The following is a 21,051-nucleotide window of genomic DNA, read 5'->3' as shown; positions in this document are numbered from 1 at the left end:
CCAATAGGAACAATATTAATCAAGGGGGGCGCTCCCAATATTTCCAAGATAATAATGGGCCTGTTAATATTGATAATCGGGGGTAGATATGGGCTCTGGTGTTAATTTTAATGATAATACTGGCCCTGTACATATAACTAACCAGCCACGAGTATTAAGAGCCAGTGTTATTGGGAAATTGATAGAAATTATTTCCAATCCAGTTGGTGGCGGGCAAAGTTTAAATAGAAGTGCGTCAAATATTGACGTTAAAATCTCGTTCAATGATCTTAAAAGAAACAGATGGGTAGCTGAACTTTACAAAGAAGATGCTTTACTAGTTGATGAGTCTATTAAAACACTTGATAGTATAATTTTAAATGGTAGTGCCAAACTGAAAAGACAATTTAGAGGCTATTATAACGCGGCGTTGGGATTATATGGGCTCTATGAAAAGCCATTTAACATTGAAGTTGTCAGGAAAAACTCAGATAATATTATAGATGATGTTATTAGAGCTGCTCAAGAAACGGTTAGTTCATGCTCTAATTTAGATTCCGAGTTTTTACAAGAAGATATTGATAATGGCATTCGTATGATTGTGAGTTATTCAATTATCGAGTGCATAGTGCTGGAGAATCCAAATGATTACAATTGATTCGGATCCAAAAGCAAACCCTGTATATATTGGAAGTGTGGTACTTAGGCTTTTCCAAAGCAATGATTCAATGGTGATTGAAATTTCTCGACTGTATGATTTAGTAAATGCTGTCTTTGAATTATCGTTTGATCTTTTTCTTTACTCATTAGATTGGCTTTTCATAATCGGCGCAATTGAGTTAGATGGAAATGGTGGGGTAGTATATGCGGCTCAATAAACTTATTGTTTTAAAAAACAATGCTATTGTTAGGGAAGTGACGTTTAAAGACGGTTTAAACCTAATTGTAAATAAAAGAACTTCAGGTAAAGATAGTGGTAATAGTGTAGGTAAATCCACGTTATCACGCGTTTTAGATTACTTGTTTATGTCTTCAGGTAATGATATTTATCATGATGCTGAATTTGGAAAGGATATACCTGAAATAGTATCATTAATCAATGATAATATATTAAGGTTTACATTGGATTTCAATACGGTAGAAAATAAAAAAGCAATTATTTCTCGAACAATATCTACCGATGAGAAAAATTCAAAGTATTATTTAAGCGATATTGAAGTTGATAAAAAACAATATTATGACTTCATTGCTCAAGCAGTGTTTGGGTTGACTACAGATAAGCCATCTCTAAGAAATGTGTCGCATAAATTCATTAGAAACACGAATGAAAAAATGCAGAAAACTCTTAACTTTTTACATGCTAATACAACTTCTGATGTCTACGATTTATTATACTTATTTTTGTTTGGATTCAATGGGTTACCGTTGATAAAGAAAAAGGGCGAATTTAATAAAGATATAAAAAAACAAAAAGCATATCTTGCCGCATACAGAAATCCGAACAGAGAGACAGTTTTATCAAAAATGATTAAGCCTCTAAAAAAGGAAATTGCAGAGGCAGAGAAAAATATTAAAAATTTTGATTTCAAAGATAGCCATGATGAAAGCCTAAAAAAGCTATCAGAAATACAAAGGGTTATCAGTGACTACTCTTTGACTTATGCTTCTTTAAATATGCGCGTTAGGAATATTGAAGAATCGATCTTGTCTCTAAAAAATAATATCACGCAACTTGTAGAAGACGATTTAATTGAAATATATAATTCAGCCGGTCTTTATTTTAAAGGAGAGCTTAAAAGATCTTATGAAGAAATGGTATTATTCCATAATGATGTAATTAAAAATAAAATTAATTTTTTAGAATCGGAGTTGTTAAAGAAAAAAGAAGAGATTGATGCTGTAAATGAAAAAATTAATGATTTTCATGAGCAAGAGTCATCTTTATTTAAAACAATCAAAGAGCCTGAAACGTTAAAATCTATAAATCAACTATTTAATAAACTAACTGAGTTACGTGAAAATCTGGCTAGCATAGAGACTAATCTCACTCGTATTAATGATACTAATGCCTTAATAAAATCGCTTGAAGATAGTAGGGGGGAGTTACTCGAAGAGATCGAGTTGGCTGTTCAAGGTCTAGAAAAAAATATCGAGATTTTTAACGAGTTTTTTGGTGATCTTACAAAGGAAATTTATGGCGAGAGATATATCTTTGATCTTTCTTTCGATATTGATAAAGGAAAATGTAATTTTGATATTTCATGTGTTACGCCAAATAGTAACGGGGGTAAGAAGAAGGGCGAGATAACTGCATTTGATTTAGCATATATTAAATTTGTTGATAAAGTTAAATTGAAGAGACCAACTTTTGTAATTCATGATAGCATTGAAGATGTTGATGTGAATCAAATTAGAGATATATTTTTTGAAGCAAACAATATAAATGGTCAATATATTGTGTCAATCTTAAGTGATAAGTTTTCAGAAGATGTTGATTTAAAAATGATGAAGAATAACTCCATCCTTGAGTTATCTTCGACAAACAAATTCTTTAAGATATAATTATAAAAGGTTTGTTTGATAAACAAACCTTCCCCACCATGCCATTAGCTCTAATCTTTTATTCAGGTACGTTGAGCGGTTATAAGCTCTTCGTACTTCATTTTTATCACTATGGGCTAAGGCTGCTTCGATAACATCAGCATTAAAGCCCGCCTCATTTAAAGCTGTGCTCGCGATAGAACGTAGCCCATGTGCAACAAGTCTACCTCCGTAACCTATCCGTTTTAAAGCGGCATTAGCAGTCTGGCTATTCATAGATTGCTTTGGATCATTTCTACTTGGAAAAATGTGTTCTCGATGAGCACTAATAGGCTTCATCACTTCCAAAATTTCTAATGCCTGTGGCGATAAAGGAACAATATGTTCACGCTTCGCTTTCATCCGTTCGGCTGGAATCGTCCACAGTTTGGCACCGAGATCGATCTCTGCCCACCGAGCACCTGAGGCCTCAGAAGGGCGCACAAGCGTAAGGAGTTGCCATTCAATGAGACAGCGAGTCGCAACAGAGAGATTCGACATCACCAGAGAACGCATTAGCCTCGGCAACTCTTCTGGCCGCAGTGTCGGCATGTTTTGCTTTTTGGGTTTCTCAAAGGCCATGCCAACACCTGATGCCGGATTCGCATCTATCAGACCGGTGTTAACCGCATAAATCATTATCTCGTTAACACGCTGTACCAAACGACGAACAGTCTCAAGTGCACCACGAGCTTTAATTGGCTCCAGTGCTTCAACAATCGTTCTGGCTTTTATCTCCTGAACAGGTATCGAACCGATTGTGGGGAACACGTCTTTATCTAAAGAGCGCCAAATGTCTTTTGCATAATCTTCTGTGACGCTTCTGCTTTTTATCTGGAACCAGTTAGCGGCTACTGTTGAGAAAATGCTATCCAGCTCAATCTGACGTTGTTCTGACGCTAGCTCTTGTTGCTGCTGTGGATCCATGCCTTGTGCGAGCGTGGTTAAATGCTGGTCGCGTATCTGACGAGCTACTGCGAGTGTAAGAGCAGGATATGAGCCTAGACTCAAATTTGTGCGGCTGCTACTTCCCGGCCGTTGATAGCGGAAGCGCCAGAGCTTTTTACCAGTAGTTTTGATGAGTAAGAACAGGCCATCACCATCATGTAAGGTGAAGTCTTTTTCACGGGGTTTAGCTTTGAGTATCTCGTTGTTAGTCAGTGGGCGTGTAATGCGCGCCATGTCTGGATCCCTTCCATAATTGGTACACGTTTAATGGACCACAGTATAGCGTGTACCTAAACGTGTACCAATTTTCTCTGGATTTAGCCGGATGCCCTCGGACAACGACAGACACAAAAAAGCCCGCAGGGCTTGTGCCGTGCGGGCTTTCAGGATTTCCCCGGACGTATCCGGAAGAGCAAGTGGTGGAGCTGGGGGGATTTGAACCCCCGTCCGAAATTACTACACCGTCGGCACTACATGCTTAGTCCAATCTTTACATTCGCCGGCCAGCTGCGGATGGACACGCTACTGACAGACTAGCCTGATTGAGTTTAACGCTTCAGCCCCAGGCAGGACATCCACGCGATCTCTTTTGGGTTTGACCTCTCTTGATCCCCGTCCTAAGAGCGGAGGCTAGGGAGAGAGGGCTCTAAGCAGGGTATTAAGCTGCTAAAGCGTAGTTTTCGTCGTTTGCGACTATTTTTTTGCGGCTTTTTACGAGGCCAACCGCCCCTCGGCATGCTCCTAGGGCTTCGCAAATCCCGTCGAATCCAGAATCAGCCCCAAGTAACTTTGTGCAGTATACCAGAAGTTTACCTCGATAAGCCAGCGGCTTAACGATTGGCGTGCTTCATGATACGGGCTTTCGCCGTCTGCCATTCGCGATCTTTGATGTCATCGCGTTTGTCGTGCTCTTTCTTGCCTTTGGCTACGCCGATCTTGATCTTGCTCCAGGCATTTTTCCAATACAGGGACAAGGCCACCACGGTGTAACCGTCGCGGTTGACGCGGCCGAGCAGGGTGTCCAGCTCGCGTCGGTTCAGCAGCAGTTTACGGGTACGCGTCGGATCGCACACCACATGCGACGAAGCCACGTTGAGCGGGGTGATGGTGGCGCCAAACAGATAGGCTTCACCGTCACGGAACGTCACGTAGCTGTCGCTGAGGTTGGCTTTGCCTGCACGCAGCGATTTAACTTCCCACCCTTGCAGCGACAGGCCCGCCTCGAACTCTTCTTCAATGAAGTATTCGAAACGCGCGCGCTTGTTTTGGGCAATGGTGGCGGAACCGGGTTTGTGTGCTTTTTTCTTTGTCATAGTGCGTTCATTATACTGGATGCTTCAGCGAAAGAAATCCTTTCCCGTTCAGCACCTGCGCAATTTTTCGCATTTTTGGTGCCCTCATCCCTTAGCAGATTTTTTGTTTGCCGCCAGATAAATGGTATTATCTGTACGTTTTATGTCTTACAGGAAATGATATGCCCCAGATCAGTCGGTCTGCATTAGTGCCGTTCAGCGCCGAGCAGATGTATCAGTTGGTTAACGATGTTCATTCTTACCCCGATTTTCTGCCAGGCTGCACCGGCAGCCGGGTGCTTAACGCTACCTCCAACGAGATGACCGCCGCGGTGGACGTCGCCAAGGCCGGTATCAGCAAGACTTTCACCACGCGCAATACGCTACTGGATAACCAGAGCATCAATATGCAGCTGGTCGATGGCCCGTTCCGCAAGCTGATGGGCGGCTGGCAGTTCACGCCGCTGAGCGAAGAGGCCTGCAAGGTGGAGCTGCACCTGGACTTCGAGTTCACCAACAAACTGATTGAGTTGGCGTTCGGCAAGGTGTTCAAAGAGCTAGCGGGCAACATGGTGCAGGCATTCACCCAGCGGGCGAAAGAGGTCTACAGTGTCTGACATCCAGGTCGAGGTGGTGTACGCCTTGCCGGAGCGGCAGTACCTGCGCAAGGTGAAGCTGGCCGAAGGCAGCAGCGTCGAGCAGGCGATCCAGGCTTCGGGCCTGCTGGAGCTGCGCCAGGATATCGATCTTAAAAGCAACAAAATCGGCATTTACAGCCGCCCGGCCAAGCTGGGCGATACGCTGAACGATGGCGACCGGGTGGAGATTTACCGACCGCTGATCGCCGATCCGAAAGAGCTGCGCCGGCAACGGGCAGAAAAGGCAAAAAAATAAGGCGCTTATAGCGCCTTATTTTTTATCTGAAACTGATTTTTTCTTCCGCGTTGCAGCCTGCGACTGTCATGAGGAACACCATGCCCCCTCATGGGCCGGAAGAGCGGGCAGCGTCGATTACTTGGTCAGCGCCGGTTTGTTCTGGATGTCGGTCAACACGCCTGCGCTGTCGAAGGTCAGCGTCAGCGTCTGCTGGGTGATATCTTCATGGCCAGGCTGCTGGCGGAACACATAGAACCACGTCTGAGTTCCGAACGGGTCTTGCAGCATTGGGGTACCCAATGTGTAAGCGACCTGTTGTTGGGTCATCCCTTTCTGAATTTTCGCCACGTCGGTCGACGTCAGGTAGTTCCCCTGGTTGATGTCAGGACGATAAACCACCTTTTCAAAAGTAGAACAGCCTGCAGTCAGCATCACAAGAACTACAGCGGCGGCAGTCAGCGTTTTACAGCGCATAGTAATCACATTCCTTTAGGGCATAGGATGCCGATGATAATAGACCTTGCGGCAGTTGGAAACCTTTATACCCTTCATCTTTCACGTTGCGACGCGTTGGCTTTCCTTTAGCACCTCAAGCGCTTGGCCTGTTTCAGGCCGTTGAGGGGGCTTAAGATCACCGCCGCGCCGCACTTTAGATATATTTCGGGCCAACAGCGTCACTGTCAGACCGCAGGAAAGTGAAAAAGTTGAGCTTTTTTATGCCGCCAGCAGTTCTTTGGCGTTCGCCAACGTATTGCGGGTGACTTCGCTGCCGCCGAGCAGGCGCGCCAGCTCCTGCAGCCGGGCGCGTTTATCCAGCGGCGCCATCTGGGTTTCGGTGACCGTGCCGTCGGTCTGCTTGCTGACGAACAGGTGCTGATGCCCGCATCCGGCCACCTGCGGCAGGTGGGTGACGCACATCACCTGGGTGGATTCGCCGAGCTGGCGCAGCAGACGGCCGACGATGGCGGCGGTCGGGCCGCTGATGCCCACGTCCACCTCATCGAAGATCAGCGCCGGGGTTTCCATCTTGCGGGCGGTGATCACCTGAATGGCCAGCGCGATGCGCGACAGCTCACCGCCGGAGGCGACCTTCACCAGCGGTTGCAGCGGCTGCCCTGGGTTGGTGGAGACGCAGAACTCGGTGCGGCTGGCCCCTTCGGCGCTCAGATGCTGCGGTTCGAAGCGCACGTCGATGTTGAATTTGCCGTGCGGCATGGAGAGCGCCTGCATGCTGTCGGTGATGAGCGTGGTCAGCTCGGCCGCGTAGTGCAGGCGTTTCTGGTGCAGCTCTTCCGCCAGCGCCAGCGCCTGCTGATGATGCTGGGTGACCGCCTCGTTCAGGTGCTCATGATCGCTTTCCTGCTGTGAAAGCAGCTGCTGTTCATCCAGCAACTGCTGATGCAGCTGCGGCAGCTCTTCCGGTGCAACCTGGTGTTTGCGCGCCAGGCTGATTTGGCGCGACAGGCGCTGTTCCAGCTCGTGCAGGCGGTTGGGATCGAGATCCATGCGATCGGCGTAGTGGCGCAGCTCGTCGCTGGCTTCGCTGATCTGGATAGAAGCCTCTTCCAGCATGTCCAGCAGGCCGCTGAGCTTGTCGTCCAGCCCGGCTAGCTCAAGCAGCAGGTGTTTGGCGCTGTAGAGCTGGCTGAGCATGTTGTTCTCGTCGCTGTCGGCCAGCAGCTGCAGCGTCTGCTGGCTGAGGGTCAGCAGCTGGCCGCTGTTGGCCAGGCGCTTGTACTCGGCGTCAGTCTGTTCGAACTCGCCGGCCTGCGGCGCGAATTCGTTCAGCTCTTTCAACTGGTATTGCAGCAGATGCTTGCGCGCTTCGCGCTCGATGGACTGCTGCTGATGATGCGCCAGCTCGCGGCAGCTCCGGTGCCAGCGTTGGTAGGCCTGGCTCATCGCCGCCAGCAGGGCGGGTTCGTCGGCGTAGGCGTCGAGCAGCGCTTTTTGGTGCTCCGGCTTGAGCAGCAGCTGATGGGCGTGTTGGCCGTGGATTTGGATCAGGCGTTGCCCCAGCTCGCGCAGCTGCGACAGCGGCACGGCGGTGCCGTTGATAAAGCCGCGTGAACGGCCGTCGGCGTTGATCACGCGGCGCAGCAGGCATTCGTTGCTGTCGTCCAGTTGGTTCTGTTCCAGCCATTCGCGCGCGGACGGGGTGTCCGCCAGCGAGAAGCGGGCGCAGAGGTCGGCGCGGGCGGCTCCCAGGCGCACCACGTTGCCGTCGGCGCGGTTGCCGAGGCACAGCCCCAGCGCATCGATGGCGATGGATTTGCCGGCGCCGGTTTCACCGGTGATCGCCGTCATGCCCGGTTGAAAATCGATTTCCAACTCACGAACGATAGCAAAGTTGCTGATGGTTAATTGCGCCAGCATGGGAACCTTCCTGTGTATAAACACATAACTGTAGTTTCATACAGTATAAACTGGTTTTATATACAGTAAAGTGGCTGGCACAGATTTTAGAACAATTTTTTCGACCAGCCCAGCTTGGTGCTTAACGTGTTGAAATAGCTGTAGTCCTTCGGGTGAATCAGATTCAGGTGGAAATCGCTGCGGCGGATCAGCACTTCTTCGCCTTCCTGGATAGGCAGCGCGATCTGGCTGTCGCAGCTGATCTCCAGATCGCTGCCGATCTGCGAGAATTTCAGGCGGATGGTGCTGTCGCCGTTGATCACCAGCGGCCGGGCGGAAAGGGTGTGCGGGAACATAGGCACCAGCGCGATCGCCTCCAGCGACGGGGTGAGGATCGGCCCGCCGGCGGAGAGCGAGTAGGCGGTGGAGCCGGTCGGCGTGGCGATGATCAGGCCGTCGGAGCGCTGCGAGAAGGCGAAGCGATCGTCGATGTACACCTCGAATTCGATCATGTGTGCCACTTTGCCAGGGTGCAGCACCACTTCGTTGATGGCGGTGCTGATGCGGCACTGCTGGTGCTCTTTATGCACGATGGTTTCCAGCAGGAAACGCTGTTCGTCGATGTATTCGCCTTCCAGCACGTCCGCCAGCTGCTGCAGGGCGTTGTCGGGATCGAGATCGGTGAGGAAGCCGAGGTTGCCGCGGTTGACCCCGATCACCTTGATGTCGTAGCGCGCCAGCACGCGCGCGGCGCCGAGCATGTTGCCGTCGCCGCCAACCACCACCGCCAGATCGGCCCGCTGGCCGATATCCGCCAGGCTGCCGGTCACGGCGTCTTTCAGCCCCAAATCATGGGCGATTTGGCGTTCGACCATCACCGAATAGCCGCGGGCGACTAGCCAGTGGAACAACATCTCGTGGGTTGCCAGCGCTGAAGGGTGACGCGGGTGGCCAACAATGCCAATACAGGCGAATTTTTTATTCATTTGTTGTGATTTTCCTCACCGGGACCCGTTTATGCCCCACATTGTGACCGGTTGACTTGAAACCCCGGTTTTGATCCCCATAATAAGCCAAGTTGCGAGATTAATGCTAAAACGCGGAGATATTCATGAGTAGTAAAGAACAGAAGACGCCAAACGAGCAAGTCTCGGAAGAAATGGAACAACACGCTCATCACGATGATACGCTGCCGGAAGCGGCGGAAGGCGTCGATCTGCGCGATGCGCGTATCGCCGAACTGGAAGCCCAACTGGCGGAAGCGCAGCAGCACGAGCACGACAGCCTGCTGCGCGCCAAAGCGGAAGCGGAAAACATCCGCCGCCGCGCTGAACTGGACGTCGAGAAAGCGCACAAGTTCGCCCTGGAGAAATTCTCCGGCGATCTGCTGCCGGTGATCGACAACCTGGAGCGCGCGCTGGATCTGGCGGATAAAAACAATCCTGAACTGGTCGCGATGATCGAAGGCATCGAGCTGACGCTGAAATCGCTGCTGGACGTGGTGCGCAAGTATGGCATCGAAATCGTCGGCGACGTCAACGTGCCGTTCAACCCGGAAGTGCATCAGGCGATGAGCATGATGGAATCCGCCGATCACCAGCCGAACCACGTGATGATGGTGATGCAGAAAGGTTATACGCTGAACGGCCGCCTGCTGCGTCCGGCGATGGTCGCGGTCTCCAAAGCCAAGGCGTAATCGCCCCGGCAACGGCATAAAGAAAGGCACCCGAGGGTGCCTTTTTTGTCTCTGGACTATGCCTGCGGCAGGCGCGGCATCCAGTCGATCGGCGTGAGCCCTTGCTGCTCCAGCAGCTGATTGGCCTGCGAGAAGTGGCGGCAGCCGAGGAAACCGCGGTGCGCGGAGAGCGGTGACGGGTGCGGCGCCTTCAGCACATGGTGGCGGTTGCGGTCGATAAAGTTGCCTTTCTTCTGCGCGTGCGAGCCCCACAGCAGGAACACCACGCCTTCGCGGTTCTCATTCAGGGCGGCGATCACCTTATCGGTAAAGGTTTCCCAGCCCAGGTTGGCGTGCGAGTGCGCGCGGCCGCCTTCCACCGTCAGCACGGTGTTGAGCAGCAGCACCCCCTGTTCGGCCCAGCTTTGCAGGTAGCCGTGATCCGGGCGTTCGAAGCCGGGAATGGCGGTCGCCAGCTCTTTATACATGTTCACCAGCGACGGCGGCGCCGGCACGCCGGGGCGCACCGAGAAAGAGAGGCCGTGCGCCTGATTGGGGCCGTGATACGGATCCTGGCCGAGAATGACGACCTTGACGTCCGCCAGCTCGGTATAGCGGAAAGCGTTGAACACGTCCTTCTGCGGTGGATAAATGGTCTTACCGGCCTGGCGCTCAGCGGCAACAAAGGCGAGCGTTTCAACAAAATAGGGCTGCTCTTTCTCTTTGCCGATCACGTCATGCCAGGTGAGGGAGGTGGCCATAAACGCTCTCCTTTGTTTTCTTTAGCAATTCATGGGCTATAGCTTACCGTTTCAGCACGCGCAGCGAAACCCGCTTTTCATTTCTCGCCGCCGTGCCTTATGCAATTATTTTTGAAAATTTACAAAAATAATTGGTTTTTGCTGCAGTGGGAAAATTGATATAAAACATAAATTTGCCTCTTCACGCCCTGTGCCTACCCGGTAAAAATTGACTTTAATCAAGGAACTGGCCCGGTCAGGCTGGTATACAGAACAACAAGACAACAATGGTTTTACCAAATGGCCGAAACCAGAATTGGGTTTTCTCACGACGTGAATTTTTACGCCCTTGTACGGAGGCAACATAATGATTACCGGTATTCAAATTACCAAAGCGAATGACCAGGCGCTGGTGAATTCTTTCTGGCTGCTGGACGATGAAAAAGCGGAAGCTCGCTGCGTGTGCGCCAAGGCCAACTACGCGGAAGATCAGGTTGTCGCGGTGAGCGACCTGGGCCAGATCGAATACCGTGAAGTGCCGCTGGAAATGCAGCCGACCGTGCGCGTGGAAGGCGGTCAGCACCTGAACGTCAACGTGCTGCGTCGCGAAACTCTGGAAGACGCGGTCAAGCACCCGGAAAAATACCCGCAGCTGACCATCCGCGTGTCCGGTTATGCGGTGCGCTTCAACTCTCTGACGCCGGAACAGCAACGCGACGTTATCGCCCGCACCTTTACCGAAAGCCTGTAATTTGCGGCGCAGTCAATCAGGGAGCTTCGGCTCCCTTTTCTGCGTTTGGCGGCCGAAAACCGAACGCGGATCACATTCTGTACAAAGATAAGCATTTCTAATACAGAACTCATCCGACCTGCCGATAGCTAAATCAGCACCTATTCAGGTGCTCAATAAAAAGTCTATCGACAAGGAGTCGGCATGAGTATGCCTTTAAGTTTTACCTCTGCAGTATCCCCGGTGGCCGCGATCCCTACACCTCGCGCCGCTGCCGAGACGGCGACGGCGGCGCAGCCTGCGGCAGCGCCGGCAAATCCGGCGCCGGTGGCCACCCCTTCTCAGAACACGCTCAATGCGCAGAATCTGTTGAATACGCTGGTCGGCGATATTTCAGCGGCGGCCCCGACGGCGGCGGCAGCGCCGGGCGTGACCCGGGGGCAACAATCGCAGGAAGGTGATTATGCGTTGGCGCTGTTGGCCAAGGACGTTTATTCACTGAACGGCCAGGGCGCTGCCGGGTTCAACCGCCTGAGCGACAGCGCGCTGCTCGGTTTCGGCATCGATCCCGCCAGCCTGCACGACGCGGGCAGCGGTTTCCAGGCCGGGGTTTACAGCAACGACAAGCAGTATGTGTTGGCGTTCGCCGGCACCAACGACTGGCGCGACTGGCTGAGCAACGTGCGGCAGGCGACGGGCTATGACGATGTGCAGTACAATCAGGCGGTTGCCGCTGCCAAAAGCGCCAAGGCGGCCTTTGGCGATGCGCTGGTGATCGCCGGTCATTCGCTTGGCGGTGGCCTGGCGGCCACGGCTGCGCTGGCGACCGGTACCGTCGCGGTCACCTTCAACGCGGCTGGGGTTTCGAATTACACCCTGAATCGCCTGGGTATCGATCCGGCGGCGGCGAAGAAAGATGCCGAAGCCGGCGGCATTCGCCGCTACAGCGAGCAATATGACATGCTGACCAGCACCCAGGAGTCGACTTCGCTGATCCCGGACGCCATCGGCCATAACATCACCTTGGCCAACAACGATACCCTGACCGGCATCGATGACTGGCGGCCGAGCAAGCATCTGGATCGCAGCCTGACGGCGCACGGCATCGACAAGGTGATAAGCTCGATGGCGGAACAAAAGCCGTGGGAGGCGAAGGCCAATGCCTGAAGGGCGTCGCTTGCGGCGGGCGCTGGCGATAGCCTTACTGGCGCTGGTCGCGGTGACCGGTTTACTGATGATGGCTAAGGAGCAACAGATGGGGCAGGAGATTTCGCCGTTTGACGGTCGCAGCAATCTGGCGCTGGCTCAGGCGGTGGCGCATGGCGATACGCAGGGTATCCGTGCACAGGCCACGCAGGATCGCTTGCGCGAACGGGGCGATCGGCAGGTCACGCTGTTGCAGTGGGCGGTACTTTCGCAGCAGCCGGCCAGCGTGCAGGCGTTGCTGGCGCTCGGGGCAGACCCGGCGGCAGCGGGGCTGGACGGCAACAGCGCGCTGCACACCGCGGCGATGTTGCAAGATGCGCAGTACCTGCGGCTGTTGCTGGCCGAAGGGGCACAGGTGAACGTGCGTAATGCCGTTACCGGCGCCACGCCGCTTGCGGCGGCGGTGCTGGCCGGGCGCGAAGAGCAACTGCGGCTGTTGCTGGCGGCCGGAGCGGACACCACCTTGAGCGATCGGCTGGGGGATACTCCGCTGCATCTGGCGGCGAAGATTAACGCGCCGCACCTGGCGCTGCTGCTGTTGCAGGCCGGGGCCGATGCCCGGGCACGCAACCAGCAGGACGTCGTGTTCCAGTTTTACTTCTCGCAAACGCCGGCGCATTTGCAGAATGACGAGCTGAAGGCGCAGTTCCGCGAACTGGATAAATGGCTGCAGGGGCACCGTCTGGCCACGCACTACGCGCAGCAGTAAACGCCCATAAAAAAACCGCCTGTACAGGCGGTTTTTTCTTAGGCAGCGGTGGTTATTCCGCGTCGCCGGCCGGTTTGGCCTTCGCCTGACGGCGTTTGCCGACGTTTTTGGCGTCGCGATGGCGCACTTTCACCTTGGCCTTTTCTTTGTTCTTCGCCTTGTCTTCCGCGCGCTTGGCCAGCACTTTCTTCGACGGTTTACCGTTGCTCTTCTCGTTCGGCACCTTGGTTTTCGGCCGCAGTTCGTCGATCACGCGCGCTTTCAGCGGCTCGTTCAGGTAACGGCCCACTTTGCCCAGCAGCAGATGGTCGTGTGCTTCCACCAGCGAAATGGCGGTGCCTTTGCGCCCGGCGCGGCCGGTACGCCCGATGCGGTGCAGGTAGGTGTCCGCCGTGCGCGGCATGTCGAAGTTGAACACGTGGGTGATATCGAGGATATCCAGGCCACGTGCGGCAACGTCGGTGGCGACCAGCACGTTAACCCGGCCATCCATCATGCGTTTGACCGCCTCGTTGCGTTTGGCCTGCACCATTTCGCCTTCGAGATAGCAGGTGTTGATGCCCGCTTCGCGCAGCCAGGTGGCCAGCTCATGCACGCGCTCGCGCTTGCGCACGAAGATCACCGATTTCTGCACGTCTGGCTGCTGCAGCAGGTGGATTAGCAGCGCGGTTTTGTGCTGCACGTCATCGGCGCGGTAGTACCACTGCAGGATCTTTTTGCGTTCGCGGCGCGACGGATCGGCCTCCACTTCCACCGGCTCTTTCAGGATGCGCTCGGCGAATTCGCGGATCGCTTCGCCTTCCAGCGTGGCGGAGAACAGCAGCGTTTGGTTGCGCCAGCGGGTTTCGGCGGAGATGGTTTCGATGTCCTGCGCGAAGCCCATGTCGAGCATGCGGTCGGCTTCGTCGAGGATCAGGGTTTCCACCGCGCGGCAGTCGAAGTTCTCTTCTTTAATGTATTGCAGCAAGCGGCCGGTGGTGGCGACCACCACGTCCTGGTTTTCGCTGAACACTTCCGCGTGGTTCATGTAAGCGACGCCGCCGGTGATGGTGGCGATATCCAGCGAGGTATGAGCAGCCAATTCACGCGCCTGGTCGGCGACCTGCATCGCCAGTTCACGCGTTGGCGTCAGGATCAGCACGCGCGGCGGGCCGGATTTTTTGCGTGGAAAGTCCAGCAGGTGCTGCAAAACGGGCAGCAGGAAGGCGGCGGTTTTGCCGGTGCCGGTCGGAGCCGAACCTAAGACGTCGCGCCCGTCCATCGCCGGCGGGATCGCTGCGGCCTGAATGGCGGTGGGGCGATCGTAGCCTTTGTCGCGCAGCGCGTCGATCAGGCGGTCATCGAGTTCGAGTTCGGAAAAAGTGGTTGCTGTCATGGTCTACCTCTACTTGGGGCGCCGATTATAGACGGGTTGGCCGCGATCTTCACCTATTTAAGCGGAAAGCCGCTCTTTTCCCGCCGATCAGATTGCCTTATGCTACGCCAGTTTTATAGCCAGGTGGTGAGTGTGAGCAAGCGATCGAAAGCCGATTTTACCCCGCGCCGCGGGGGTTTTACCTTTAAACAATTCTTTGTCGCCCACGATCGTTGCGCCATGAAAGTGGGCACCGACGGGGTGCTGCTCGGCGCCTGGGCACCGCTGGGGCAGGCGCGCCGGGTGCTGGACATCGGCTGCGGCAGCGGGCTGATCGCGTTGATGCTGGCGCAGCGCAGCGGCGACGAAGTGACCATCGACGCGGTGGAACTGGATGAAGCCGCCGCCGGCCAGGCGCGCGAAAATGCGGCGGAATCGCCGTGGCCACAGCGCATCCGCGTGCATGCGCAGGATATTCATCATTATGCGCAGCGGCATGCCGCTGAGTATGATCTGATCGTCAGTAATCCGCCGTATTTCGAGCCGGCGGTGGCCTGCCGCGACCAGGCGCGCCACAACGCGCGCTACACCGAAACCCTGACGCACGGCGCGCTGTTGGTCTGCGCGGCGCAGCTGCTGGCGGAACAGGGGACGTTCTGCGTGGTGCTGCCGCACGACGTTGGCGCCGAATTCGAACGCCTGGCGCTGCAAAGCGGCTGGCATACGGCAGTGAAAGTGAACGTCAGCGACCGGGCCGATACGCCGCTGCACCGGGTGCTGCTGGCGCTGACACGGCGGGAAACGCCGCTGCAGGCGCAGGCGCTGGCGATCAAACAGGCCGATGGCAGCTACACCGACGATTTCCGCCGATTGATCACCGACTTCTACCTGTTCTACTGAAAAGAAAAGGGCGCCGATAAGGCGCCCTGTCGCAGAGTTTAAGGCTGCAAAATGGTCGGCAGCGCTTCCGGCAGCAAATCCGGGTAATCCAGCGTGTAGTGCAGGCCGCGGCTCTCTTTGCGCGCCATGGCGCTGCGCACGATAAGCTCGGCCACCTGCACCAGATTGCGCAGCTCCAGCAGGTTGTTGGAGATGCGGAAGTGCGCGTAGTACTCGTCGATTTCCGCCTGCAGCGTGTTGATGCGGCGCAGGGCGCGCTCCAGTCGCTTGGTGGTGCGCACGATGCCGACGTAATCCCACATGAACAGCCGCAGCTCGTGCCAGTTGTGCTGAATCACCACCCGTTCGTCCGCATCGTCCACCCGGCTTTCATCCCAGTGCGGCACCTGTTTGGCCTGCTGGATGAACGGCAGGCGCTGCAGAATGTCTTCCGCCGCCGACCAACCGTAAACTAGGCATTCCAACAGCGAGTTCGATGCCATGCGGTTGGCGCCGTGTAGGCCGGTGTAGCTGACTTCGCCGATGGCGTACAGCCCGTCGAGATCGGTGCGGCCGTGCTGATCGACCATCACGCCGCCGCAGGTGTAGTGCGCCGCCGGGACGATGGGGATCGGTTGCCGAGTCAGATCGAAGCCCAGCGTCAGCAGCTTTTCGTGGATCATTGGGAAGTGCTGGGTGATGAACTCCGCCGGCTTGTGGCTGATGTCCAGGTACATGCAGTCGGCGCCCAGGCGCTTCATTTCATGGTCGATGGCGCGGGCGACGATATCGCGCGGGGCCAGTTCGCCGCGTGGGTCGACATCCGGCATAAAGCGGCTGCCGTCCGGGCGCTTCAGGTAAGCCCCTTCGCCGCGCAGCGCTTCGGTCAGCAGGAAGTTGCGCGCCTGCGGGTGGAACAGGCAGGTTGGGTGGAACTGGTTGAACTCCAGGTTGGCGACCCGGCAGCCGGCGCGCCAGGCCATGGCGATGCCGTCGCCGGAGGAGATATCGGGGTTGGTGGTGTATTGGTACACCTTGGCCGCGCCGCCGGTCGCCAACACCACCGTTTTGGCGCGGTAGGTTTCCACCTGCTCCAGCTCGCGGTTCCAGACGTAAGCGCCCACGACTCGGCGGGTGCCCGGCAGGCCGATTTTATTCGAGGTGATAAGGTCAACCGCGTTGCGGCGCTCCATCACGCAAATATTGGGGTGAGCGCTTGCTTTCCCCACCAGCGTGGTCTCTACTTCCTTACCGGTCGCGTCCGCGGCGTGCAGGATGCGGCGATGGCTGTGGCCGCCTTCGCGCGTGAGGTGATAATGCGCCTCGCCCTGCGCGTTGATCTCGGTGTCGAACAGCACGCCCTGATCGATCAGCCACTGCACGCAGTGGCGCGCGTTGCCGGCGATGAATTCGACGGCCTCTTTGTCGCACAGGCCGGCGCCGGCAATCAAAGTGTCATCAACGTGTGAGGCAATGCTGTCCGTCTCATCGAACACCGCGGCGATCCCGCCCTGGGCGTAAAAGGTGGCCCCCTCGCTGAGCGGCCCCTTGCTGAGAACGGTAACCTTACAATGCTGCGCCAGGCGCAGCGCCAGTGACAGGCCCGCAGCGCCGCTGCCGACGATCAGGACATCGCTAACATGTTCAGATGATGGTTGCATAACGTATGATGTGTGCAGAAGAAGAGTGAATTTCATGTTAGCCTAACTGTCCGGGCAAAAGCCACGGATAGGGTGACATCAACAGAAAAAACAATGGCGATATGGAACTTCGTGTTCTATATGAACTCCAAGCGAGTGCTTGCTCAGGAAAATAATGTATGGCTGGCAGTACAATTTTACGCGTGGAGACGGATTTGGGGAGAGTTTACCTCGGATGAGCGAGCAGTTAACGGATCAAGTTCTGGTCGAGCGGGTCCAAAAGGGCGATCAGAAGTCGTTTAACCTACTGGTAGTGCGCTATCAGCATAAGGTGGCGAGTCTCGTTTCCCGCTATGTGCCGCAGGGCGATGTGCCCGATGTGGTGCAGGAGTCGTTTATCAAGGCCTATCGCGCACTGGAATCGTTCCGTGGCGACAGCGCTTTTTATACCTGGTTGTATCGAATCGCCGTGAACACGGCAAAGAATTATCTGGTTGCTCAGGGGCGCCGTCCGCCATCCAGTGATGTGGACGCCAACGATGCGGAAAATTACGAAAGTGCGGGCGCACTGAAAGAAATTTCGAACCCTGAGAACTTAATGTTGTCAGAAGAGCTGAGACAGATAGTTTTCCGTACCATTGAGTCTCTCCCTGAGGATCTTCGCATGGCGATTACCTTGCGGGAGTTGGATGGTCTAAGCTACGAAGAGATAGCCGCCATCATGGATTGCCCGGTCGGAACCGTACGTTCGCGTATTTTCCGCGCCCGGGAAGCTATCGATAATAAAGTTCAACCGCTGATCCAGCGTTAGCAATGGCGGGCACAGGAAGGGTACTTAGGCATGCAGAAAGAAAAGCTTTCCGCTCTGATGGATGGTGAATCGTTCGACAGCGAGCTGTTGAGTTCTCTGTCGCAAGATCGAACGCTTCAACAAAGCTGGCAGAGCTATCACCTGATACGTGACACACTGCGAGGTGATGTCGGACAAGTGATGCATCTCGACATCGCCGATCGCGTAGCCGCTGCACTTGAGAAAGAACCCGCCCGGCTGGTACCTTCCGCCGTTCAGGAATCTCAGCCGCAGCCTCACACCTGGCAGAAAATGCCGTTCTGGGACAAAGTGCGTCCTTGGGCGAGCCAGATTACGCAAATCGGTATGGCGGCCTGCGTGTCTCTGGCGGTGATCGTCGGCGTGCAGCAGTACAACCAGCCTTCTGCGCCATCGAACGCGTCCGAATCGCCGGCCTTCACTACGCTGCCGATCATGGGCCAGGCCTCGCCGGTCAGCCTGGGCGTGCCTGCCGACAGTTTCTCTACCGGCAGCGGTCAACAGCAGCAGGTGCAGGAACAGCGTAAGCGTATCAACGCCATGCTGCAGGACTATGAGCTGCAACGTCGCCTGCATTCGGATCAGCTGCAGCTTGAGCAAGGCAACCCACAACAGGCTGCCATTCAGGTTCCCGGAACTCAGTCTTTAGGAATGCAACAGCAGTAATGAAGCAAATCTGGTTCTCCGTTTGTTTATTGACGGGCAGCCTGCTCTATTCCAGCATCGCCCCGGCGCAGCCAACTGCGTCCGGGGCGTTATTGCAACAGATGAGCAGCGCCAGCCGTTCTCTCAATTACGAGCTCGCCTACATCAGCATCAGCAAGCAGGGAATCGAGTCGTTGCGCTATCGCCATGCGGTGATCGGCAACGTGCCGCTCGGCCAACTGCTGCATATGGATGGCCCGCGTCGCGAAGTGTTGCAGCGCGGCGGCGGGATCAGCTACTTCGAACCCGGTCTGGAACCGTTCACGCTCACCGGCGATCACATCGTCGATGCGCTGCCGGCGATCGTCTATGCCGATTTCACTCGTCTGGCCAAGTATTACGACTTCATCTCCGTGGGCAGCACCCGCATCGCCGATCGGCCGTGTGAAGTGCTGCGCGTAGTGGCGCGCGACGGTTCCCGCTACAGTTACATCGTCTGGATGGACGAAGACACCAAGCTGCCGCTGCGGGTGGATTTGCTCGATCGCGACGGCGAAACGCTGGAGCAATATCGGGTGATCTCCTTCGCGGTCGGCGCCGACGTACAGGGCGCGATGCAGGGGCTGCTCAAAGCCAACCTGCCGCCGCTGCTGTCGCTGCCGGCGGTGGAAAACGTCCAGCTGAGCTGGAGCACCGGCTGGTTGCCGGCCGGCGTGGACGAGGTGGCGCGCAATCGCCGCAAATTGCCGAATGTCGCCGTGCCGGTTGAATCCCGGCTCTACAGCGACGGCCTGTTCAGCTTCTCGGTCAACGTCAGCCCAGCGGGCAGCGGAGCCGGGCAGCAGTACTACCGTCAGGGGCGCCGCACCATTCAGACCGAAGTGCGCGCGGGCAACGAAATCACGATTGTGGGCGAATTGCCGCCGGCGACGGCCAAGCGCATCGCCGACAGCATTTCTTTCAAGGTATCGCCGTAATGATGAAAGAGTGGGCCACGGTGGTTTCGTGGCAACAGGGCGTAGCGCTGCTGCGCTGTGAACCCAAGGCCGGCTGCGGCAGCTGCACCGCGCGCTCCGGCTGTGGCGCGCGTGCGCTGAACGAGCTGGTGCCGGAAACCGAGCATCAGCTGCAGGTGCATATCGAGCAGCCGCTCGAACCGGGGCAGCGCGTCGAGGTCGGCATCGCGGAAGGCAGCCTGCTGCGCTCCGCCATGCTGGTTTACCTGACGCCGCTGCTGGGCATGATGTTGGGCGGCACGTTGCTGCAATATTGTTTCGGCAGCGACGCCTCGGCGGCAGTCGGCGCCGTACTGGGCGGCGGGGCGGCCTTTATGCTGGCTCGCCGCTTGGCTCGACGTCTGGGTGAGCAGGCCGATTACCAGCCGGTGGTGCTGCAGATTGGGTTGCCGCCTACCGCGATACGCATGCAGGCGGAAAACTCCCCGCTGATTTAAACCGACGGTCGCGTCATCGCCGGGTTGTGATAGGCGGTGATGCGGTTGTGGATCATATGCTCCAACAGCGCGATGAACAGATCGGCGCTGAGCAGCGAATCGTAGTTAATCGCGAACAGCAGATTTCCCTGGCCGTCGAGCAAGCGGATGCCGCGCTGCGGATGGTTTTCCAAGGTGCGGATCTGCTCGATCGGCACGTTTCCCCGTTCAGTCGTCAGCAAGGTGGCGCTCAGCCGCAGCGTTTCGGTCGGCGTGCCTTGCCGCTTGCCGAGCAGCAGCTGCCACAGCCAGCGCGCGTCGCCCTCAACGGTGTGAAACGACACCGTCTCCCCTTGATAGAGCGCATTCAACGCCAGCGGCCCGCGCTGTTGCAGCTGTTGGTCGACGATCACGTCCGCCAACCGCCACGAATGGGCGATATTGCTGAAAACCGTGCACCAGGGCTGATCTGCGCCGGTGCGAAACGCCGTGACGTCAAACAGCCCGCCAAAAGCCTTGCCGCCGCGAAAGCGATAGATATCACCGATCTTCTCAAACGGGATGAAACGCTCTTTGTGATGGTGGTCGTCAAAGACCCGCACGCCGTGCTCGTACAGGCGATAGGTCAGCGTCGGACGCAGATAATGCCGCAGCGCCAGCAGCGTACAGCCGAGTAAAATCGTGCCCGCGCCGGCCTGCAACAGCGTGATGACCTCGCTCTCGTCAATGCTGCTCAGCAGCGGCAGCACCAACAGCGCCGCCCCCACGCTAAACAGCAGCGCCGCCGCTGCCAGAATGCCCCAGTTGACCTTCGAAAAATCGTGCCGGCTCAGCATTTGCCCTTTATCGATCATAATGCACCTTCCAATCAACGTACGCAGATATGCTGGTGAACCCCGGTGGGCTGCCGATGTAGTGCCCGGAATAATGTTTTGTCGCGGAGTTCACGCCCTTTCTATCCGAGGGACGGTGGTGGCGTATATGGGGTTTTTCCTAAAGGATGTGGGGCAAAATCGAATTCTAAGAGGTTGATCCAAATATTCTTTTTCGATAATTTCAGAAGGGGTTTATTGCGCTGCGGCCGGTTATGTATTAGCACCGGAGTTTGATGGCCACGGAGCACCGGCAAGCCTCGGGTTCAGGCTGTATCGTCCGCGTTAACATCTGTTTTCACCCGCCGGG

The 21,051-nt window shown here is 55.5% G+C and carries 23 protein-coding genes and 1 other RNA gene; 14 read left to right on the top strand and 10 right to left on the bottom strand.

All coding sequences use genetic code 11. The features are described 5' to 3' along the window. The first annotated feature begins 88 nt into the window (after positions 1 to 88). From QMZ29_RS02855 to QMZ29_RS02845, 3 genes are read left to right on the top strand one after another with little or no spacing between them, the layout of a single operon-like run. The gene (locus QMZ29_RS02855) at positions 89 to 637 is read left to right on the top strand and encodes a hypothetical protein (protein WP_080786359.1); all 549 of its coding nucleotides are present in this window, start codon (positions 89 to 91) and stop codon (positions 635 to 637) included. Beyond that, on the top strand, positions 624 to 857 hold the full coding sequence (locus tag QMZ29_RS02850) for an ABC-three component system middle component 6 (RefSeq protein WP_031523069.1): 234 nt from the start codon (positions 624 to 626) through the stop codon (positions 855 to 857). Before QMZ29_RS02855 ends, QMZ29_RS02850 begins: the two co-directional genes overlap by 14 nt. Continuing rightward, complete coding sequence (locus QMZ29_RS02845) at positions 844 to 2,541, top strand: DUF2326 domain-containing protein (protein ID WP_192453293.1); 1,698 nt, start codon at positions 844 to 846, stop codon at positions 2,539 to 2,541. Before QMZ29_RS02850 ends, QMZ29_RS02845 begins: the two co-directional genes overlap by 14 nt. Here the strand turns inward: QMZ29_RS02845 and QMZ29_RS02840 are convergent, their stop codons facing one another. The 3 genes from QMZ29_RS02840 to smpB all read right to left on the bottom strand — a co-directional run bounded on the left by QMZ29_RS02840 (position 2,542) and on the right by smpB (position 4,820). Continuing rightward, the gene (locus QMZ29_RS02840) at positions 2,542 to 3,741 is read right to left on the bottom strand and encodes an integrase domain-containing protein (protein WP_080786361.1); all 1,200 of its coding nucleotides are present in this window, start codon (positions 3,739 to 3,741) and stop codon (positions 2,542 to 2,544) included. It lies immediately after the preceding gene. A gap of 183 nt (positions 3,742 to 3,924) precedes the next feature. Then, positions 3,925 to 4,288: a transfer-messenger RNA gene (ssrA, locus tag QMZ29_RS02835) on the bottom strand. A gap of 49 nt (positions 4,289 to 4,337) precedes the next feature. Beyond that, on the bottom strand, positions 4,338 to 4,820 hold the full coding sequence (gene smpB, locus QMZ29_RS02830) for an SsrA-binding protein SmpB (RefSeq protein ID WP_016929804.1): 483 nt from the start codon (positions 4,818 to 4,820) through the stop codon (positions 4,338 to 4,340). Positions 4,821 to 4,981: 161 nt separating this feature from the next. Here smpB and QMZ29_RS02825 point away from each other — a divergent pair, with 161 nt between their 5' ends. After that, positions 4,982 to 5,416: a type II toxin-antitoxin system RatA family toxin gene (locus QMZ29_RS02825; protein WP_033648948.1), complete on the top strand. Its 435-nt coding sequence runs from the start codon at positions 4,982 to 4,984 to the stop codon at positions 5,414 to 5,416. Then, positions 5,409 to 5,693: an RnfH family protein gene (locus tag QMZ29_RS02820; protein WP_004929098.1), complete on the top strand. Its 285-nt coding sequence runs from the start codon at positions 5,409 to 5,411 to the stop codon at positions 5,691 to 5,693. Before QMZ29_RS02825 ends, QMZ29_RS02820 begins: the two co-directional genes overlap by 8 nt. A 117-nt stretch (positions 5,694 to 5,810) precedes the next feature. On the opposite strand, the gene bamE is transcribed toward QMZ29_RS02820, so the two are convergent. The 3 genes from bamE to nadK all read right to left on the bottom strand — a co-directional run bounded on the left by bamE (position 5,811) and on the right by nadK (position 9,016). Beyond that, entirely contained in the window at positions 5,811 to 6,149 is a 339-nt protein-coding gene (bamE, locus tag QMZ29_RS02815; RefSeq protein ID WP_004929101.1) for an outer membrane protein assembly factor BamE, read from the bottom strand. 240 nt (positions 6,150 to 6,389) lie between these two features. Next, positions 6,390 to 8,051 carry a DNA repair protein RecN gene (gene recN, locus QMZ29_RS02810; protein ID WP_261426640.1) on the bottom strand — a complete coding sequence of 554 codons (1,662 nt, stop codon included), beginning with the start codon at positions 8,049 to 8,051 and terminating at the stop codon, positions 6,390 to 6,392. Between the two features lie 86 nt (positions 8,052 to 8,137). After that, positions 8,138 to 9,016: an NAD(+) kinase gene (gene nadK, locus QMZ29_RS02805; protein WP_019452304.1), complete on the bottom strand. Its 879-nt coding sequence runs from the start codon at positions 9,014 to 9,016 to the stop codon at positions 8,138 to 8,140. A gap of 125 nt (positions 9,017 to 9,141) precedes the next feature. Here nadK and grpE point away from each other — a divergent pair, with 125 nt between their 5' ends. After that, the gene (gene grpE, locus QMZ29_RS02800; RefSeq protein ID WP_261426637.1) at positions 9,142 to 9,726 is read left to right on the top strand and encodes a nucleotide exchange factor GrpE; all 585 of its coding nucleotides are present in this window, start codon (positions 9,142 to 9,144) and stop codon (positions 9,724 to 9,726) included. A gap of 56 nt (positions 9,727 to 9,782) precedes the next feature. Here the strand turns inward: grpE and ung are convergent, their stop codons facing one another. Next, positions 9,783 to 10,466, bottom strand: coding sequence for a uracil-DNA glycosylase (gene ung, locus QMZ29_RS02795; RefSeq protein WP_283225693.1), 684 nt, complete (start codon positions 10,464 to 10,466; stop codon positions 9,783 to 9,785). 346 nt (positions 10,467 to 10,812) lie between these two features. Between ung and grcA the strand changes: the two genes are divergently transcribed. The 3 genes from grcA to QMZ29_RS02780 all read left to right on the top strand — a co-directional run bounded on the left by grcA (position 10,813) and on the right by QMZ29_RS02780 (position 13,090). Further along, positions 10,813 to 11,196 (top strand): autonomous glycyl radical cofactor GrcA, encoded by a 384-nt coding sequence (gene grcA, locus QMZ29_RS02790; protein WP_004929114.1) that lies wholly within the window; start codon positions 10,813 to 10,815, stop codon positions 11,194 to 11,196. 183 nt (positions 11,197 to 11,379) lie between these two features. Further along, entirely contained in the window at positions 11,380 to 12,342 is a 963-nt protein-coding gene (locus QMZ29_RS02785) for a Tle-like phospholipase domain-containing protein (protein ID WP_261426629.1), read from the top strand. After that, positions 12,335 to 13,090 (top strand): ankyrin repeat domain-containing protein, encoded by a 756-nt coding sequence (locus QMZ29_RS02780; RefSeq protein ID WP_261426627.1) that lies wholly within the window; start codon positions 12,335 to 12,337, stop codon positions 13,088 to 13,090. The genes QMZ29_RS02785 and QMZ29_RS02780 overlap by 8 nt, the downstream gene beginning before the upstream one ends. Positions 13,091 to 13,142: 52 nt before the next feature. Here QMZ29_RS02780 and srmB read toward each other — a convergent pair whose 3' ends face one another. Then, positions 13,143 to 14,465: an ATP-dependent RNA helicase SrmB gene (gene srmB, locus QMZ29_RS02775; protein ID WP_025303951.1), complete on the bottom strand. Its 1,323-nt coding sequence runs from the start codon at positions 14,463 to 14,465 to the stop codon at positions 13,143 to 13,145. Between the two features lie 99 nt (positions 14,466 to 14,564). Here srmB and trmN point away from each other — a divergent pair, with 99 nt between their 5' ends. Continuing rightward, positions 14,565 to 15,344 carry a tRNA(1)(Val) (adenine(37)-N(6))-methyltransferase TrmN gene (trmN, locus tag QMZ29_RS02770; RefSeq protein ID WP_261426625.1) on the top strand — a complete coding sequence of 260 codons (780 nt, stop codon included), beginning with the start codon at positions 14,565 to 14,567 and terminating at the stop codon, positions 15,342 to 15,344. A gap of 38 nt (positions 15,345 to 15,382) precedes the next feature. Here the strand turns inward: trmN and nadB are convergent, their stop codons facing one another. After that, on the bottom strand, positions 15,383 to 16,984 hold the full coding sequence (nadB, locus tag QMZ29_RS02765) for an L-aspartate oxidase (RefSeq protein WP_025303949.1): 1,602 nt from the start codon (positions 16,982 to 16,984) through the stop codon (positions 15,383 to 15,385). 214 nt (positions 16,985 to 17,198) lie between these two features. Here nadB and rpoE point away from each other — a divergent pair, with 214 nt between their 5' ends. From rpoE to rseC, 4 genes are read left to right on the top strand one after another with little or no spacing between them, the layout of a single operon-like run. Further along, complete coding sequence (rpoE, locus tag QMZ29_RS02760; RefSeq protein WP_004929136.1) at positions 17,199 to 17,774, top strand: RNA polymerase sigma factor RpoE; 576 nt, start codon at positions 17,199 to 17,201, stop codon at positions 17,772 to 17,774. Between the two features lie 30 nt (positions 17,775 to 17,804). Beyond that, positions 17,805 to 18,458, top strand: a complete 654-nt coding sequence (rseA, locus tag QMZ29_RS02755) for an anti-sigma-E factor RseA (RefSeq protein ID WP_016929795.1) — start codon at positions 17,805 to 17,807, stop codon at positions 18,456 to 18,458. Next, positions 18,458 to 19,414 (top strand): sigma-E factor regulatory protein RseB, encoded by a 957-nt coding sequence (rseB, locus tag QMZ29_RS02750; protein WP_025303948.1) that lies wholly within the window; start codon positions 18,458 to 18,460, stop codon positions 19,412 to 19,414. The genes rseA and rseB overlap by 1 nt, the downstream gene beginning before the upstream one ends. Then, positions 19,414 to 19,890, top strand: coding sequence for a SoxR-reducing system protein RseC (gene rseC, locus QMZ29_RS02745; RefSeq protein ID WP_261426623.1), 477 nt, complete (start codon positions 19,414 to 19,416; stop codon positions 19,888 to 19,890). The genes rseB and rseC overlap by 1 nt, the downstream gene beginning before the upstream one ends. On the opposite strand, the gene QMZ29_RS02740 is transcribed toward rseC, so the two are convergent. Next, the gene (locus tag QMZ29_RS02740) at positions 19,887 to 20,723 is read right to left on the bottom strand and encodes a hypothetical protein (RefSeq protein WP_025303946.1); all 837 of its coding nucleotides are present in this window, start codon (positions 20,721 to 20,723) and stop codon (positions 19,887 to 19,889) included. The genes rseC and QMZ29_RS02740 overlap by 4 nt on opposite strands. Between the last annotated feature and the right edge of the window lie 328 nt (positions 20,724 to 21,051).

This window comes from Serratia sp. PF-27 (genome assembly GCF_030053255.1).
Classification (GTDB): domain Bacteria; phylum Pseudomonadota; class Gammaproteobacteria; order Enterobacterales; family Enterobacteriaceae; genus Serratia; species Serratia bockelmannii.
Note: the sequence above shows the minus strand (reverse complement) of the source record. Positions and strands in the feature narration are given on the sequence as shown.

Bases quoted from the DNA above. Each gene is read 5' to 3' on its own strand.
- QMZ29_RS02855 (WP_080786359.1), top strand. From the start codon at position 89: ATGGGCTCTGGTGTTAATTTTAATGATAATACTGGCCCTGTACATATA.
- QMZ29_RS02850 (WP_031523069.1), top strand. From the start codon at position 624: ATGATTACAATTGATTCGGATCCAAAAGCAAACCCTGTATATATTGGA.
- QMZ29_RS02845 (WP_192453293.1), top strand. From the start codon at position 844: ATGCGGCTCAATAAACTTATTGTTTTAAAAAACAATGCTATTGTTAGG.
- QMZ29_RS02840 (WP_080786361.1), bottom strand. From the start codon at position 3,741: ATGGCGCGCATTACACGCCCACTGACTAACAACGAGATACTCAAAGCT.
- smpB (WP_016929804.1), bottom strand. From the start codon at position 4,820: ATGACAAAGAAAAAAGCACACAAACCCGGTTCCGCCACCATTGCCCAA.
- QMZ29_RS02825 (WP_033648948.1), top strand. From the start codon at position 4,982: ATGCCCCAGATCAGTCGGTCTGCATTAGTGCCGTTCAGCGCCGAGCAG.
- bamE (WP_004929101.1), bottom strand. From the start codon at position 6,149: ATGCGCTGTAAAACGCTGACTGCCGCCGCTGTAGTTCTTGTGATGCTG.
- recN (WP_261426640.1), bottom strand. From the start codon at position 8,051: ATGCTGGCGCAATTAACCATCAGCAACTTTGCTATCGTTCGTGAGTTG.
- nadK (WP_019452304.1), bottom strand. From the start codon at position 9,016: ATGAATAAAAAATTCGCCTGTATTGGCATTGTTGGCCACCCGCGTCAC.
- grpE (WP_261426637.1), top strand. From the start codon at position 9,142: ATGAGTAGTAAAGAACAGAAGACGCCAAACGAGCAAGTCTCGGAAGAA.
- ung (WP_283225693.1), bottom strand. From the start codon at position 10,466: ATGGCCACCTCCCTCACCTGGCATGACGTGATCGGCAAAGAGAAAGAG.
- grcA (WP_004929114.1), top strand. From the start codon at position 10,813: ATGATTACCGGTATTCAAATTACCAAAGCGAATGACCAGGCGCTGGTG.
- QMZ29_RS02785 (WP_261426629.1), top strand. From the start codon at position 11,380: ATGAGTATGCCTTTAAGTTTTACCTCTGCAGTATCCCCGGTGGCCGCG.
- QMZ29_RS02780 (WP_261426627.1), top strand. From the start codon at position 12,335: ATGCCTGAAGGGCGTCGCTTGCGGCGGGCGCTGGCGATAGCCTTACTG.
- srmB (WP_025303951.1), bottom strand. From the start codon at position 14,465: ATGACAGCAACCACTTTTTCCGAACTCGAACTCGATGACCGCCTGATC.
- trmN (WP_261426625.1), top strand. From the start codon at position 14,565: ATGCTACGCCAGTTTTATAGCCAGGTGGTGAGTGTGAGCAAGCGATCG.
- nadB (WP_025303949.1), bottom strand. From the start codon at position 16,984: ATGCAACCATCATCTGAACATGTTAGCGATGTCCTGATCGTCGGCAGC.
- rpoE (WP_004929136.1), top strand. From the start codon at position 17,199: ATGAGCGAGCAGTTAACGGATCAAGTTCTGGTCGAGCGGGTCCAAAAG.
- rseA (WP_016929795.1), top strand. From the start codon at position 17,805: ATGCAGAAAGAAAAGCTTTCCGCTCTGATGGATGGTGAATCGTTCGAC.
- rseB (WP_025303948.1), top strand. From the start codon at position 18,458: ATGAAGCAAATCTGGTTCTCCGTTTGTTTATTGACGGGCAGCCTGCTC.
- rseC (WP_261426623.1), top strand. From the start codon at position 19,414: ATGATGAAAGAGTGGGCCACGGTGGTTTCGTGGCAACAGGGCGTAGCG.
- QMZ29_RS02740 (WP_025303946.1), bottom strand. From the start codon at position 20,723: ATGATCGATAAAGGGCAAATGCTGAGCCGGCACGATTTTTCGAAGGTC.